Source organism: Hydrogenophaga sp. (assembly GCF_041633695.1).
In the GTDB taxonomy this organism is placed as follows: domain Bacteria; phylum Pseudomonadota; class Gammaproteobacteria; order Burkholderiales; family Burkholderiaceae_C; genus Hydrogenophaga.
This window is the reverse complement of the sequence record NZ_JBFJMY010000060.1, coordinates 1-14,983: the sequence shown is the minus strand read 5'-3', so window position 1 is coordinate 14,983 and position 14,983 is coordinate 1. Positions and strand designations below refer to the sequence as shown.

At 66.8% G+C, this 14,983-nt stretch carries 17 protein-coding genes; 16 read left to right on the top strand and 1 reads right to left on the bottom strand.

Annotation, left to right across the window (positions count from 1 at the left end):
- The 14 genes from ABYB95_RS05790 to ABYB95_RS05725 all read left to right on the top strand — a co-directional run.
- On the top strand, positions 1-1,031 hold a 1,031-nt coding region (locus ABYB95_RS05790), incomplete at its 5' end, for a cobyrinate a,c-diamide synthase (RefSeq protein WP_372657515.1).
- Complete coding sequence (locus ABYB95_RS05785) at positions 1,028-1,852, top strand: cobalamin-binding protein (RefSeq protein WP_372657514.1); 825 nt, start codon at positions 1,028-1,030, stop codon at positions 1,850-1,852. The genes ABYB95_RS05790 and ABYB95_RS05785, both read left to right, overlap by 4 nt.
- On the top strand, positions 1,845-2,420 hold the full coding sequence (cobU, locus tag ABYB95_RS05780) for a bifunctional adenosylcobinamide kinase/adenosylcobinamide-phosphate guanylyltransferase (RefSeq protein ID WP_372657513.1): 576 nt from the start codon (positions 1,845-1,847) through the stop codon (positions 2,418-2,420). The genes ABYB95_RS05785 and cobU overlap by 8 nt, the downstream gene beginning before the upstream one ends.
- Positions 2,417-3,322 carry an ABC transporter substrate-binding protein gene (locus ABYB95_RS05775; protein ID WP_372657512.1) on the top strand — a complete coding sequence of 302 codons (906 nt, stop codon included), beginning with the start codon at positions 2,417-2,419 and terminating at the stop codon, positions 3,320-3,322. Before cobU ends, ABYB95_RS05775 begins: the two co-directional genes overlap by 4 nt.
- Positions 3,319-4,323 (top strand): FecCD family ABC transporter permease, encoded by a 1,005-nt coding sequence (locus ABYB95_RS05770; protein WP_372657511.1) that lies wholly within the window; start codon positions 3,319-3,321, stop codon positions 4,321-4,323. The genes ABYB95_RS05775 and ABYB95_RS05770 overlap by 4 nt, the downstream gene beginning before the upstream one ends.
- Positions 4,320-5,081, top strand: coding sequence for an ABC transporter ATP-binding protein (locus ABYB95_RS05765; protein ID WP_372657510.1), 762 nt, complete (start codon positions 4,320-4,322; stop codon positions 5,079-5,081). Before ABYB95_RS05770 ends, ABYB95_RS05765 begins: the two co-directional genes overlap by 4 nt.
- 31 nt (positions 5,082-5,112) lie before the next feature.
- Positions 5,113-5,682 carry a cob(I)yrinic acid a,c-diamide adenosyltransferase gene (cobO, locus tag ABYB95_RS05760; protein ID WP_372657509.1) on the top strand — a complete coding sequence of 190 codons (570 nt, stop codon included), beginning with the start codon at positions 5,113-5,115 and terminating at the stop codon, positions 5,680-5,682.
- A 14-nt stretch (positions 5,683-5,696) separates the two neighbouring features.
- A complete protein-coding gene (locus ABYB95_RS05755) occupies positions 5,697-6,098 on the top strand; it encodes a DUF1636 family protein (RefSeq protein ID WP_372657508.1) in 402 nt (133 codons plus the stop codon).
- A gap of 40 nt (positions 6,099-6,138) precedes the next feature.
- On the top strand, positions 6,139-7,134 hold the full coding sequence (gene cbiB, locus ABYB95_RS05750; protein ID WP_372657507.1) for an adenosylcobinamide-phosphate synthase CbiB: 996 nt from the start codon (positions 6,139-6,141) through the stop codon (positions 7,132-7,134).
- A complete protein-coding gene (locus ABYB95_RS05745; RefSeq protein ID WP_372657506.1) occupies positions 7,134-8,120 on the top strand; it encodes an aminotransferase class I/II-fold pyridoxal phosphate-dependent enzyme in 987 nt (328 codons plus the stop codon). The genes cbiB and ABYB95_RS05745 overlap by 1 nt, the downstream gene beginning before the upstream one ends.
- Positions 8,117-9,715 carry a cobyric acid synthase gene (locus ABYB95_RS05740; protein ID WP_372657505.1) on the top strand — a complete coding sequence of 533 codons (1,599 nt, stop codon included), beginning with the start codon at positions 8,117-8,119 and terminating at the stop codon, positions 9,713-9,715. Before ABYB95_RS05745 ends, ABYB95_RS05740 begins: the two co-directional genes overlap by 4 nt.
- Positions 9,712-10,833, top strand: a complete 1,122-nt coding sequence (gene cobT / locus ABYB95_RS05735; RefSeq protein ID WP_372657504.1) for a nicotinate-nucleotide--dimethylbenzimidazole phosphoribosyltransferase — start codon at positions 9,712-9,714, stop codon at positions 10,831-10,833. Before ABYB95_RS05740 ends, cobT begins: the two co-directional genes overlap by 4 nt.
- Positions 10,834-10,843: 10 nt before the next feature.
- Entirely contained in the window at positions 10,844-11,767 is a 924-nt protein-coding gene (locus ABYB95_RS05730) for an adenosylcobinamide-GDP ribazoletransferase (RefSeq protein ID WP_372657503.1), read from the top strand.
- Between the two features lie 19 nt (positions 11,768-11,786).
- Positions 11,787-12,359, top strand: coding sequence for a histidine phosphatase family protein (locus tag ABYB95_RS05725; protein WP_372657502.1), 573 nt, complete (start codon positions 11,787-11,789; stop codon positions 12,357-12,359).
- Positions 12,360-12,383: 24 nt separating this feature from the next.
- On the opposite strand, the gene nth is transcribed toward ABYB95_RS05725, so the two are convergent.
- Positions 12,384-13,019, bottom strand: a complete 636-nt coding sequence (nth, locus tag ABYB95_RS05720; RefSeq protein ID WP_372657501.1) for an endonuclease III — start codon at positions 13,017-13,019, stop codon at positions 12,384-12,386.
- A 92-nt stretch (positions 13,020-13,111) separates the two neighbouring features.
- Between nth and ABYB95_RS05715 the strand changes: the two genes are divergently transcribed.
- Both ABYB95_RS05715 and ABYB95_RS05710 read left to right on the top strand, forming a co-directional pair.
- The gene (locus tag ABYB95_RS05715) at positions 13,112-14,308 is read left to right on the top strand and encodes a PLP-dependent aminotransferase family protein (protein ID WP_372657500.1); all 1,197 of its coding nucleotides are present in this window, start codon (positions 13,112-13,114) and stop codon (positions 14,306-14,308) included.
- Between the two features lie 73 nt (positions 14,309-14,381).
- On the top strand, positions 14,382-14,983 hold a 602-nt coding region (locus ABYB95_RS05710; protein ID WP_372657499.1), incomplete at its 3' end, for a hypothetical protein.

Genomic DNA, 14,983 nt, shown 5'->3' with positions numbered 1-14,983 from the left:
TGTGTGTCATCGACGCCTCGGCCATGGCCGGTACCTTTGCGGCGCTGGCCTATGGTTTGCAGCACTTCCGTCCCGGCCTGCCCTGGGCCGGTGTGCTGGCCAACCGGGTGGCCGGTGAGCGCCACGCCGAGATGCTGCAAAAAGCGGTGCTGCCCGCGTCGGTGGGCGGGGTGGACGTCGACACCGCAGCAGATGGCGGATGGCTGGGTGCGGTGCTGCGCGACCCGGCCTTTGCGCTGCCCGAGCGCCACCTGGGTCTGACCGTGGCCGCCGAACTGCCCGATGCGCTGCAGCGGCTCGACGCCGCCGCCGATGCCTTGGCCGGTACGCCGTTGGGGCAGATGGATGGGCAGGCCTTGGCGCGTTGGCAGGTCGCTTTTGAGCCTGTGGCCGAAAGCGAGATGGCATCTGTGCCGAGCTTGCTGGCAGGCCGCACCGTGGCGGTGGCGCGGGACGCGGCCTTTTGTTTCATCTACCCGGCCAACCTCGACTGCTTGCAGGCACTCGGTGCGCGCCTGGTCTTTTTCTCGCCCTTGGCCGACGAAGCCGTTCCCGACTGCGATGCGGTGTGGCTGCCCGGCGGCTACCCCGAATTGCATGCGAAAACCCTGGCGCAGGCGCGGCGCACGCGCGACAGCCTGGCCGCGCATGTGGCCGCCGAGCGCCCGCTGTGGGCCGAATGCGGCGGCATGGTGGTGCTGTTCGACCGGCTGTACACCAGCGACGGCGAAGCGCACACCTTGTGGGGCCTGTTGCCGGGCACCGCACACATGCAGCCGCGCCTGGCCGGTTTGGGGCCGCAGCAACTGGCGCTGGCTGCAGGCACGCTGCGCGGCCATACTTTCCACTACTCGCGTTGCGAGACGGCGCTGACACCACTGCTTCACACCCTCTCGCCACTGGCTGGCCGCACCGGCGCGGGCGAGGCGCTGCTGCGGCAGGGCTCGGTGCTGGCCAGCTACTTCCATGCCTGGTTCCCGTCCTGCCCGGTCGCCGCGGCCAGTCTGTTTCTGTCTCAAGGAAGCACATGAACACCGATCTGAAACCCGGTCCGCAGCGCATCGTCTGCCTGACCGAAGAAACCACCGAGTGGTTGTACCTGTTGGGGCAAGAGAGCCGCATCGTCGGCATCTCGGGCTACACGGTGCGCCCGCGCCGGGCGCGGGAAGAGAAGCCCAAAGTCAGCGCCTTTCTGAGCGCCAAAATCGACAAGATCCTGGCCTTGCAACCCGATGCGGTGTTTGGCTTTTCCGATCTGCAGGCCGACATCGCCGCCGAGCTGATCCGCGCCGGGGTGCAGGTCACCGTGTTCAACCAGCGCAGCGTGGACGAAATTTTCACCATGCTGTACCAGGTCGCGGCCATGGTGGGCTGCGCCGATGAGGGACTTCGGTGGATCAAGGACGCGCGGGAGCGACTGGCCGGTATTCGCCAGGCGGTGCAGGCGCTGCAAGCCACCGGCAAACGGCGGCCGCGCGTGTTTTTTGAAGAGTGGGACGAACCGCACATCAGCGGCATCCGCTGGGTCTCCGAGCTGTTGGGTGTGGCGGGCGGTGACGACTGCTTTCCCGAACTGGCGACGCAGTCGCTGGGCAAGAACCGCATCATTGGCGATGGTTTGGAGATCGTGCGGCGCGATCCGGACATCGTCATCGGCTCCTGGTGTGGCAAAAAATTCCGGCCCGAGAAGGTGGCGGCACGCGAAGGCTGGCAGGACGTGGGTGCCGTGAAGAATGGGCAGTTGTTCGAGATCAAATCGGCCGACATTCTGCAACCCGGCCCGGCCGCGCTCACCGACGGCGTGGCGCAAATGCACCGCATCGTGGTGAACTGGATGGCCCAACATGGTTGAAGTGGCGCGCAGCGAATGCCTGCTCGGTGGGCAGCGCAGCGGCAAGTCCCGCCGGGCCGAAACCCTGGCGCAGCAGTGGCTGGAAGCATCACCCGACCACCGCGCCGTGATGATCGCCACCGGCCAGCCGTGGGACGAAGAAATGCGTTCGCGCATCGCGCGCCACCAGGCCGACCGTGCAGAGCGGATTCCGGGCATGCGCACGGTAGAAGAACCGCTGGCCCTGGCCGAGGCCGTGCAAAGGCTTGCCGCGCCCGACACGTTGGTGGTGGTGGATTGCCTCACGCTGTGGTTGACCAACTTGCTGATGCCACTCGAGGCCGCACAAGCGCGCGACGACGCGGCTGTGCTGGCCCAGGGCGAGGCCTTGTGCCGGGCCGTGGCGCAGGCCACCGGGCCGGTGGTGCTGGTGAGCAACGAGATCGGCCTGGGCGTGATCCCCATGGGGCGCGAGGTGCGCGCCTATGTGGATGCGCTGGGGCGTCTGAACCAGTCGGTGGCGGCGGCGTGCGAGCGCGTCACCTTGATGGTGGCGGGTCTGCCGCTGCGCTTGAAGGATTCCGTATGAGCTTCCCTATGGATACGTCCGCCCAATGGGCGCGGCTGTGTTGGGCCGGCCTGTGCGCCGCCTGGTTGCTGCTGTGGGCCGGTGCCTTGCACGCGGCCGGTGTGCAGGTGGTCGACGACCGTGGCGTCACCGTGGTGCTGCCGCGCTCGCCGCAGCGCATCGTCTCGCTGCTGCCCTCGCTCACGGAAACCGTGTGCGAACTTGGCCAGTGCCACCGCCTCGTGGGGGTCGATCGCTACTCGAATTTTCCGCAGGCGGTGCGCCGACTGCCGCAGACCGGCGGCGGCATCGACCCCAACATCGAAGCCATCGTGGCGCTTCGGCCCGAGGTCGTGCTCATGGCGACTTCTTCGCGTGGGGTGCAGCGGCTCGAAGCGCTGGGTCTCAAGGTGTTGGCGATGGAGCCCAAAAGCGCGGCCGACGCCCAGCGCGTCATGGGCAAGCTGGGTCGGTTGCTGGAAGTGCCCGACGCGCAACGCATCTGGCGCGCCATCGACGCCGGTGTGTCGGCGGCCGCGCAATCGCTGCCGGCGCGCCCGCGCGCTTTGCGGGTGTATTACGAGGTCAGCACCGGCGGCTATGCGGCGGGCACGCGGTCTTTTATTGGCGAGATCATGGCGCGCCTGGGGGTGCAGAACATCGTCACGCCCGATCTTGGCCCCTTTCCCCGCATCAACCCCGAATACGTGGTGCGCGCCAACCCCGATCTGATCATGATCGGTTCGCGCAACGTGCAGGGCATGGAGCAACGGCCCGGCTGGAGCGGCATACGCGCCTTGCGCGAGCAGCGCGTCTGCGTCTTCACCGCCGAAGAGTCCGACGTGCTGGTGCGCCCGGGCCCGCGCATGGCCGAAGCCGCGCGCCTGATGGCCCGCTGCATCGCGGACAAAGGCGCCCCATGAACAGCGCCGGTCGCAGTCTCTGGCTGGGCGGCGCCTTGTTGCTGGCCGCGTTCGCCCTGTTGTTGTTGGGCGCGGGCGTGGGCAGCACCGGCTTTGACAGCGTGCTGCACGCGCGCAGCGATGCGGTGGCCTGGCAGATCCTGTGGGATATCCGCTTGCCGCGCACGCTGGGCGCCTGGATGGCGGGCGGCCTGTTGGGGCTGGCCGGTGCGGTGGCCCAGGGTTTGTTTCGCAACCCGTTGGCCGATCCCTACCTGCTGGGCAGTGCCTCGGGCGCGGCGCTCGGTGTGGCGCTGGCGCTGGCCGCGTTCGGTGCTTCACCGTTTGCCTCGCAGTGGTTGCTGCGCCTGGGCCTGACCGGCGCGGCCTTTGCCGGTGCCGTGATCGGGGTGGTGCTCACCTTGGCGCTGGCCAAGGGCGTGCAGCACACGCTGCGCCTGTTGCTGGCGGGTGTGATCGTGGGCGTGGTGCTGGGTGCCATCCGCGATCTGGTCACCATCGCCGAGCCCGACACCTTGCAGGCCATGCAGGGTTTCATGCTGGGCAGCACCGGTTTTGTGGGCTGGGCCGCTTGTGGCGTGATGGCGGTGATGCTGCTGGCCTCGTTGCTGGTGGCCGCATCGCTGGGGCGTGTGCTCGACGGATTGGCCCTGGGTGAAGCCACCGCGCTCAGCCTGGGTCTGCCCCTGGTGGCGGTGCGCGCCACGCTGGTGGCGGTGTTGGCGCTGGCCACCGGTGCAGCCGTGGCACAAACCGGTTTGATCGCTTTTGTGGGCTTGGCGGCGCCGCACCTCGTGCGCTCTTTGGTGAAGACCACACATGGTCGCCTGGTGGTGCTGAGCGCCGGTATGGGTGGCCTCTTGTTGATGGGGGCCGATGTGATCGCACGCTGGGTGATCGCGCCGCAAGAATTGCCGGTGGGCGTGCTCACAGCCGTGCTCGGTGGCAGCTACCTGTTGTGGCTGATGCACCGCCGCCGCCGCCCGGGGAGCGTGTTGTGAGCGCCGCGCTGGAAGGCCGGGGTATTGCGCTCGCGCTGGGTGGCACGCCGGTTCTGCACGGCATTGACGTGGTCTTTGCGGCCGGGCGATGGACCAGTGTGGTCGGCCCCAATGGAGCGGGCAAGTCGACCTTGCTCAAGGCGCTGGCCGGGCTGCTGCCGCACAGCGGTGAAGTGCGCTTGCAAGAGCGCCCGCTGGCGCAATGGCCAGGCCGGGAGCGGGCACGCTGCCTGGCCTGGCTGGGCCAGGGCGAGCAGGGCGCCGACGACCTCAGCGTGTGGGATGTGGCGATGCTGGGGCGCTTGCCGCACCAGCCCTGGCTGGCCGCACCGTCCCAGGACGACCGTGCCGTTGTGGAGCATTCGCTGCGCGCGACCCAGGCCTGGGACTGGCGCGAACGCCCGCTGGGCGCGCTATCGGGCGGTGAACGCCAGCGCGTGCTGCTGGCGCGCCTGCTGGCGGTGCAGGCCGAGGTGTTGCTGATGGACGAACCCCTGGCCAATCTGGACCCACCGCACCAGGCCGACTGGCTGCTGCTGGTGCGCGAGCTGGTGGGCCAAGGCCGCACGGTGGTGAGTGTGCTGCACGAAATCGGCATGGCGCTGCACGCCGACCAGATGGTGGTGATGGCCGAGGGCCGGGTTCGGCACCAAGGTGCCTGCGACGATCCCGCCACCCACCAGGCACTCGAAAACGTTTTTGACCACCGCGTCGCCATCCATCCGCTGGGCGACCAGTGGGTGGCGCTGCCACGCTGATTTTCAAGCTTTGCTCAACCGGACCCCGACCATGCAAATCGAAACCCCACCCGTCGACAAACCCTATGACAAGCCCGAAGGCGAGCGGCGCGGCCTCGTCATCGTCAACACCGGCGACGGCAAGGGCAAGAGCACGGCGGCTTTTGGCCTGGCGCTGCGCGCCCACGGACGCGGTAAACCGGTCAAGATTTACCAGTTCATGAAAGTGCCTTCGGCCCGCTTCGGCGAGCACCGCATGTTCGAGCAGATCGGCATTCCGATCGAGGGGTTGGGCGACGGCTTCAGCTGGAAAAGCCAGGACCTGGAACATTCGGCGCAGCTTGCGCGCGACGGTTGGGAAAAAGCACGCGCCACCATCCTCGGCGGTGCGCATTTTCTGGTGGTGCTCGATGAAATCACCTACCCCTTGATCTACGGCTGGTTGCCGCTGGACGGCGTGTTGCAGACCCTGCGTGAACGGCCGTCCCATGTGCACGTGTGCCTCACGGGGCGGCGCTGCCCGCCCGAGATCGTGGAGCTGGCCGACACCGTGACCGAAATGACCAAGATCAAACACGCCTTCAATGCCGGCATTCCCGCGCAGCGGGGTATCGAAGATTGAGGGCACACCACACCATGACCCACACCGACATCGTGGTTTGCACCACCTGCCGCCCCACCGGCGCCTCGCGCGAACAAGCGGCCGACGGCCTGAACCTGTTTGAAGCCGTTCAAGACGCGCTGCTGAGCGCCGAGGGCGAATCGGACGCGCCCGTGGGCGTTCGGGTGCGCGGCCAGGCTTGCATGAGCGGCTGCAACCGCGCCTGCACGGTGGCGTTCCAGGCGGCGGGCAAGCAGACCTACTATTTCGGCGATCTGGTGGCCGACGCCGAGACGGCTGCCCACGTGGTGGCGTGCGCGCGCCTGCACCACAGCAGCCCCGACGGCACGCTGGACCGCAACGATCGGCCCGAGCGTCTGCGCAACGGTATTCTGGCCCGCCTGCCCGCGTCCGACACCGTTTTCGGGCGGGTGTGACGGTGCTGTTGGGCTCGCACCCTTTTCGCGGTTTGTGAACGTGTGGACGGCACTCTCTCAGGCTTTCTCCGAGGCGGTCACGCCCGGTCTGGCCGGGCCGTTGGCCGTGCTGCTCGCGTTGGCCGTGGACCGGATGTTCGGCGAACCCGCCGCGCGCTGGCACCCGGTGGTGTGGATGGGTGCTTACCTGGGCTGGGCGGGGCGGCGCATCGCACCTGGGGTGGACTCGCAACCAGCACCACCCTGGCCTGTGTTCTGGAGTGGTGCGTGCGCGTGGGTGGCGGGTGCTGCGCTGGTGCTGTTGCCCACGTTGGTGCTGGTCTGGATGACCACAGGTTGGGCCTGGTGGTGGCAGGCGCTGGTGCTGGGCTTGCTGCTCAAACCGCTGCTGGCCTGGCGCATGTTGTACGACGAAGTGGCCGCGGTGGAGACGGCGCTGGCGCTCTCGTTGCCCGCAGGGCGCGAGCGCCTGAGCCGGCTGGTGAGCCGCGATGTGGCGCCACTGGACGACACCCAGGTGCGCGAAAGCGCCATCGAAACCCTGGCCGAAAACCTCAACGATTCGGTGGTGGCGCCCCTGTTCTGGTTCGCGGTGGCCGGCTTGCCCGGGGCAGCGATTTACCGGTTTGCCAACACCGCCGATGCCATGTGGGGTTACCCGGGCGAGCGCCAGGGCCGCAACTGGGCCTGGGCCGGCAAATGGGCGGCGCGGGCCGACGATGTTTTGTCTTGGGTGCCCGCGCGTTTCACCGCGTTGCTGCTGGTGTTGCTGGGTGGCGTGAAGGCCCTGCGCAGTGTGCCCGGCGAGGCGAGACGCACGCCCTCGCCCAACAGCGGTTGGCCCATGGCGGCAATGGCGCTGGTGCTCGGCCTGCGCCTGGCCAAGCCGGGCGTGTATGTGTTGAACCAGCAGGGTCGGGCAGCGCAAGCGGCCGATACGGCGCGTGCACTGCGGTTCGCATCGCGCACGGTCTGGGCATTGGCCGGTTGGGCTGCGCTGCTGTCGTTGCCCGGCTTGTGGAGGGCGGCGCAGTGATGCATGCACACGGTGGCCCAGACGCGTTCGGTGTGCCGCGCTGGGATTTTTCAACCAACGCCAACGCTTGTGGCCCCTGCCCGGTGGCGCTGGCCGCCGTGCAAGCGGCCGATGCCCGCCGTTACCCTGACCCGGTCTACACCGATCTGCGTTCGGCGCTGGCGGCGTTCCACCACGTGGCGGTGGAGCGCATCGTGTTCGCGGCCAGCGCGAGCGAGTTCATCACGCGGCTGAGCGCCGCCGTGGCCTTGGCAGGCGGGCGCCGGGTGTGGTTGCCTGCGCTGGCGTATGGCGACTACGGCCGCGCGGCCCGAGCCTGGCATTTGCAGGCCGTTGCCACACCCGAAACCGCCGATTTGCTGTGGTTGTGCGAACCGGCCAGCCCCATGGGTGGCGCCGAGGCCTGGGCGCGCGAGGTGGCCGGGCAGGGCGGCGTGGTGGTGCTGGACCGGGCCTACGAACCTTTGCGTTTGTCCGGCGCATGCAGTCTGGGCGCCGACGCGCTGGATCGCGTGTGGCAACTGTGGTCGCCCAACAAGGCGTTGGGCATGACGGGCGTGCGCGGGGCTTACGCCATCGCACCGTTGCAAGGGCAGCCACTGGCGCAGACGCTGGCAGTCATGGCACCGTCCTGGCCCTTGGGCGCGCACGCGGTGGCCATGTTGACGGCATGGGTGCAAGCCGATGTGCGCCAATGGCTGGCGGACAGCCGCGAGCAGCTTGCCGTGTGGAAGCGTGCGCAGATCGCGCTGCTGGAGAACGCCGGGTGGCGCTGCCTGCCCAGCGACGCGAATTACTTCTGCGCCCGTGCGCCGCAGAATGTTGATGAGGTGCTGGACGTTGCGCGGTTGCGCGCAAAAGGCATCAAACTGCGCGAAACCACATCGCTGGGCTTGCCACAACATTGGCGCCTGAGCGTGCAGCCTCCCGACGCGCAAGCAGCGCTGAGCGCGGCCTTGACAACCCAACAGGAGAACAGCCCATGACGGCGGTTTGTGTGATGGTGCTCGGCACCACCAGCGGGGCGGGCAAAAGCTGGCTCACCACCGCGCTGTGCCGCCACTACGCGCGCCAGGGCCTCAAAGTGGTGCCGTTCAAGGCGCAGAACATGAGCAACAACGCAAGAGTTGTTGCCTCCACGCTCCACCGCGTGCGCGGGTCGCTGCCCCCTGAGGGGGCTGATTCTCCTGGGGGCGGCCCGGCGGAGAATCGTTTTTCTGGCCCCAGCGGTGCACTCGGCGAAATCGGTTCGGCCCAGTATTTCCAGGCGCAGGCCGCACGTGCCGAGCCCGAGGTGCGCATGAACCCCTTGCTGCTCAAGCCCGAGGCCGACACACGCAGCCAGGTGGTTTTGATGGGCGAGGTGAACAAAGCGCTGTCCGAGTTGCCGTGGCGCGGACGCAGCGAAAAGGTGTGGCCGCAGATCACCGCCGCGCTGGACGCGCTGCGCGAAGAGAACGATGTGGTGGTGATCGAAGGCGCGGGATCGCCTGCCGAGATCAACCTGCACGCCAGCGACATCGTCAACATGCGCATCGCCCGCCACGCGCAGGCGCGTTGCCTGCTGGTGACCGACATCGACCGGGGCGGCGCTTTCGCCCACCTGTACGGCACCTGGGCTTTGTTGCCCGAAGACGAGCGCGCGCTGATCCAAGGCTTTGTGCTCAACCGCTTTCGGGGCGATGCGGCCTTGCTCGCGCCGGGGCCGCAGATGCTGCAGGACTTGACCGGCGTGCCCACCGTGGCCACGCTGCCCATGTGGTGGCAACACGGTTTGCCGGAAGAAGACGGCGTGTTCGACGACCGGTCGCGCTCGCACGGGGAAGTCGCCAATACCATCGCCGTGATCGCCTATCCGCACCTGAGCAACCTGGACGAATTCCAGCCACTCAAGAACGTGCCGGGCGTGCGCCTGGTCTGGGCACGCACGCCGGCCGATTGCGCCGGGGCCGACTGGATCATCCTGCCCGGTTCCAAATCCACCAGCGCCGACCTGGCCTGGTTGCGCGTGCAGGGGCTGGACCGCGCCGTGGCCGCGCACGCGGCGCGGGGTGGTGCGGTGCTCGGCATTTGCGGTGGTTTGCAGATGCTGGGCGAAGCGTTGATCGACACCGAGGGCGTGGAGCCCATGGGCCTGGGCAACGCGCCGGGCCTGGGGTTGTTGCCGTTGGTGACCCGTTTTGAACCGCAAAAAACCGTTCGCCACGCGCAGAGCCAGTTTGGCTCGTTAACGGGTGCCTGGAGTGCGTTGTCGGGTGTGCCGGTGGCGGGCTACGAAATCCACCACGGGCAGACGGCCCAGCACCCGGCCATGGCCGCCGCCGGCGACGTGGCCCGTGAAGTGATTCCCGGGCTGGCCTGGCAGAACCCGGCGGGCAATGTGCTCGGCATTTACCTGCACGGCTTGTTTGAAGACCCACCGGTATTGCAAGCCCTTTTTGGCGCCAGCGTGCCCACACTGGAGACGGTGTTCGAGGGCCTTGCCGACTTCATCGGGCAACACTTTGAAGCCGGCGTGTTGCAACAACTGATCCAGCCCAATCTCATTCCCAATCCCAGCCCGGAGCCCTTATTGCCATGAGCTACACCATTCCCACCATCGAGAACCTCGCAGACACCGGTTTGTCGCAGCGCTTGCAGCACGCACTGGACAACAAGACCAAGCCGCTGGGTTCGCTGGGGCGGCTGGAGCAATTGGCCCAGCGCATAGGCCTGATCTTGAACAGCGAACAGCCGCAACTGCTGGCGCCCCAATTGGTGGTGTTCGCGGGCGACCACGGCCTGGCCGCGCGCGGCGTGTCCGCCTACCCCAGCGATGTGACCTGGCAGATGGTGGAGAATTTTCTGGCCGGTGGCGCGGCGGTGAGCGTGCTGGCACGCCAGCACGGCATCGGCCTCACGGTGGTGGATTGCGGTGTGCGGCACGACTTTGCTGAACGGCCGGGGCTGCTCATCCGCAAGATCGCGCACGGCACCGATGACGCGCTGGCAGGCCCGGCCATGAGCGAGGCCCAATGCAAGGCCGCCATGGCCAACGGTGAAGCGGTGGTGAAAGGCTTGCCGGGCAATACCTTGTTGTTGGGCGAAATGGGCATTGGCAACACCTCGGCGGCTTCGCTGTTGCTGGCGCGTCTGTCGGGCTTGTATGTGGCCGACTGCACCGGCGCCGGCACCGGGCTGGACGCCGAAGCCGTGCAGCGCAAGATCGGTATTCTTCGCCAGGTGTTGGCGTGCCACACCGACGCAAACCAACCCCTGGACGCACTGGCCGCGTTTGGCGGGTTCGAAATTGCCACCATGGTGGGTGCGGTGCTGCAGGCGGCGCTGGAGCGGCGCGTGATCGTGGTGGACGGGTTTATTGCCAGCGCTGCGGTGCTGGTGGCCAGCCGTTTGCAGCCCGCCGTGTTGCAGCGCTGCGTATTCGCCCACCGCTCGGGTGAACGTGGCCATGCCCTGATGCTGGCGCAGCTCAAGGCCGAACCGCTGCTGGATCTGGGCCTGCGCTTGGGCGAAGGCTCGGGCGCTGCGCTGGCCTGGCCGCTGCTGCTGTCGGCCTGCGCCATCCTGCGCGAGATGGCCAGTTTCGAGTCGGCCGGGGTGTCTCGGCAAGAGGCCCTGGTTGCGAGCGGAGAAGCCATCCCGCCGGACTTGCTGGATGGCCAGGCAAGCCCTTCGACAGGCCCAGGTCGAACGGCCTGAAGAGCGCGCCATGGCACAAGAACCCACCACCAAGAGCCGCCGAGGCGCCGCCCTTGGATCCGCTCAGGACGGGTCAGAGGCCGTGTCCCCGGGGGAAGGCGCGCAGCGGCGCAGGGGGGGGCCCGCGTTCATCCGCCACTACCTGCTGGCCTTGCAGTTCTTCACGCGCATTCCCGTCACCGGGCGGCTGGCGAATTGGGTGGGTTTCAGTCCCGCCTTGTTGCGCGCCAGCGCTGCGCATTTTCCGGGTGTGGGCTGGCTGGTGGGCGCCCTGACGGCGGGGCTGTTGTTGGGCTTGTTGTGGTTGTTGCCCGCCCAGAGCGCATCGGCCTGGGTGGCGGCGGTGCTCAGCACCGTGTTCGGGGTCTTGCTCACCGGCGCTTTTCACGAAGACGGCCTGGCCGATCTGGCCGACGGCCTGGGTGGCAGCCTGGAACGTGAGCGGGCACTCGACATCATGAAAGACTCCCGCATCGGCAGCTACGGTGCGCTGGCGCTGGGCTTGGCGGTGTTGCTCAAGTGCGCGCTGCTGGCCTTGCTGGTGCAGGTGGATGCGCAACTGGCCGCCGCCGCGCTGTTTGCGGCCCACGTCGTCTCGCGTGGCATGCCGCTGTTCATCATCCGCGCGCTGCCGCATGTGGGCGATACCGCCTTGTCCAAGTCCAAACCGCTGGCCGAGCAGATCGCTGGCGCGGCCTTGGTGGCGGGCTTGTGCTGGGTGGCGCTGGCGCTGGCCTTGGTTGGATGGTGCTTGCCCGGCGCACCGTGGCCGCAGGCGGTGCTGGGCGCGCTGCTCGGTCTGCTCTGGATGTGGCGCTTGTTGCGCCGCCGCTTGCAGGGTTTTACCGGCGACGGTCTGGGCGCGACGCAGCAGGTGTGTGAAGTGTTGTTCTACCTGGCGCTGGTGGTGTCGTTGCCCGCCACGGTGGCTTGAGGGCAGGGCGGTGGCCGGTTTGAAACTCTGGCTGGTGCGCCACGCACCGGTGTTGCTGCCCGCCGGGCTTTGTTATGGCGCCAGCGACGTGGACGCCGACCAGGCCTTGAGTCAGCAGACCGCGCAAGCCCTCGCGGCTTTGTTGCCCGCCGGCTTGCCGGTGTGGGTTTCGGGCCTGGCGCGGGCACAACTGCTGGCGCGCCAGTTGCAGACGCTGCGGCCCGATCTACCGCCGCCGCAAACGGACACACGCCTGAACGAGATGGATTTTGGCTGCTGGGAGCAACAGGCCTGGGATGCGATCCCACGCCCCGCCTTCGACGCCTGGATGGCCGACTTTGCGCACCACCGTTTCGGTGGCACCGAGAGCACCCAGATGGTGGTCGAACGCGTGGCCGCAGCGCTGGGCGATCTGCGCACCGCGTTGGCCCAAAGTGCGGCGCAGCCCGAGGCGGTGTGGATCAGCCACGCCGGTGTGATCCGTGCCGCGCAATTTGTGGCGGCGCATGGCGCTTCGCGGTTGCGCGGTGTTGAGCAATGGCCGAAAGAGGCGCCCCTGCCGGGCGGCTGGATGACGCTGGAACTGACGTAAGACGGGGGCGGGAGTCTTGGTCCTTCAGGCCACGGTCTTGGGTTTGAAATCGCAGCAGGCCGATACCGCGCACTCGGGGCACTTGGGTTTGCGCGCCTGGCACACGTAGCGCCCGTGCAGGATCAACCAGTGGTGCGCGTTCACCAGGTAGACGGGTGGAATGCGTTTCAGCAGCTTTTTCTCCACCTCCAGCGGCGTTTTGCCCTTGGCCAGACCGGTGCGGTTGCCCAGCCGGAACAGGTGGGTGTCCACCGCCATGGTGGGTTCGCCGAACGCCACGTTCAACACCACGTTGGCCGTTTTCCGGCCCACGCCGGGCAGGGCCTCCAGCGCTTCCCGGTTGTGTGGCACCTCGCCTCCGTGCCGATCCACCAGCATGCGGCAGGCTTCCATCAAATGGCGGGCCTTGCTGCGGTACAGGCCAATGGTCTTGATGTAACTCTCCAGCCCTTCCAGTCCCAGGTCCAATATCTGCTGCGGCGTGTTGGCCACCGGAAACAGCAGGCGCGTGGCCTTGTTCACGCCCACATCGGTGGCCTGGGCCGACAGCAGCACCGCCGCCAGCAGCTCGAAGTGGCTGCTGTATTCCAGCTCGGTGCGGGGATTCGGGTTGGCCGCCTGCAGGGTGGCAAAAAAGGTCTCGATCTGGTCGCGGTTCATGCCCGGCAGTGTAGAGGCAAGCGGGCTTGGGGTTCGCGCCGCCTGGTGGCGATACCATATTGACTTCCCAGCCGTTCCTTGATTGCCGCACCATGCCCATTTCTTTCGCCGACCGCCTCAACAACGTCGAAACTTCCGCGATCCGGGAGCTGTTCAAACTGCTGGGCAAACCCGGCATCATCAGCTTTGCGGGGGGCTTTCCGGACAGCGCCATGTTCGATGTGGACGGCATCCGCGAAGCGGTCAATACCGCCTTGAGCGAAGAGCCGGGCGGCGCACTGCAATATGGGGCGACCGAAGGCTACCAACCGCTGCGCGAACAGATCGCCAGTTTCATGCACGGCAAAGGCGTGAAAGACCTCAGCCCCGAGCAGCTCATCGTCACCACCGGTAGCCAGCAAGGCCTGGACTTGCTGGGCAAAACGCTCATCTCCCCCGGCGACAAAGTCATCGTCGAAGGCCCGACCTTTCTGGCCACCATCCAGTGCTTCCGTCTGTACGGGGCGCAACTCATCAGCGCGCCGGTCGATGGCAACGGCGTGAAGACCGATGAACTGGAGCAGCTCATGGCCGAGCACAAGCCCAAATTCGTCTACCTCATCCCCACCTTTGGCAACCCGAGTGGCGCGCTGCTCAACCTGGAGCGCCGCAAAGCCGTGCTGGCGATGGCGGTGAAGCACCAGACCCTGATCGTGGAAGACGACCCGTATGGCGACCTGTACTTTGGCGAAGCACCGCCACCCAGCTTGCTGGCCCTGAGCGCCAGCGTGCCCGGTAGCCGCGAGCTGCTGGTGCACTGCGGTAGCCTGAGCAAGGTCTTGAGCCCCGGCCTGCGCGTGGGCTGGATGGTCGGCCCCGCCGAACTGCTGAGCCGCGCCACCATGTGCAAACAGTTCAGCGACGCCCACACCAGCACCTTCGCCCAGGCCACCGCCGCGCAATACCTCAAAGCTGGCCGCATGCCCGCCACCCTGGCCAAGGTGCGCGCCGTCTACGCCGAACGCGCCGCCACCATGGGCCGCGCCTTGAAGCGCGAGCTGGGCGACGCCATCGACTTCGTGCCCCCACAAGGTGGCCTGTTCGTCTGGGCACGCCTCACCGGTGCCGGCGGCAAGGTCGGCGATGGCGCCACCTTTGCCCAACGCGCGATCGAAAAAGGCGTGGCCTTCGTGCCCGGAGCGCCGTTCTACGCCGCGAATCCCGACCTGTCCACGCTGCGCCTGAGTTTCGCCACGGCGGGCTTGGAGAAGATTGAAGAGGGCGTGGGGCGGTTGGGGGAGGCGATTTAATACGTTCAAGACTCGTCGTGGCGGCTTCAGCTGGGGTCTGAATCAGCGGTGACATTGAACCCTCTGGATGCACATGAAAGCGATTTACTCTCTGAACCTGCGCCCAGAGGTCTTAGTACCTGTTCAAGTGCAAACGGATTCTCTGATCGTTGACGGAGCGGTGTGTTCCTGGTCGGTCGATGAAGCCGGCAACTTGGCTTCCGTTGAAGTTGAGTTTCAGGGCCTGCCGATAACCTATACGGACGATGGTCGCATCATGCCCACAACCCCGTCACTTCAAGAGCAGGCTTACAGGGTCGCTAACTTTCTTGCGAACCAGATCTACTTTCAGACCGCCATAGACGCCATCGATCCAAATCAAATAGTGCTTGGTTCTCCAGCTGTTTTCCCGGAAAGTCTGGAAGAGCAAGCCACGTTTGCGCGAACGCCAAGACGCGTTTGGAAAACTATTTCAGGAGGTTGGTCAATTCAGGCGAAATTTGACCCAGCCTGGTACGCCTGCAGGTACGCCGATTCCATTGCGTATGGTTACTTTTCCGATGCCATGCGAGCAACTGGGGTATTTCAGAAGTACGAGCTGTTGTTCAAAGTCATCGAGTACTTTTTCCCTCAAAGTGGATCTGGTCTTGATGCAGCGGTTTCTGCACATGCAGCTGCCCATGACTCGATATTTGT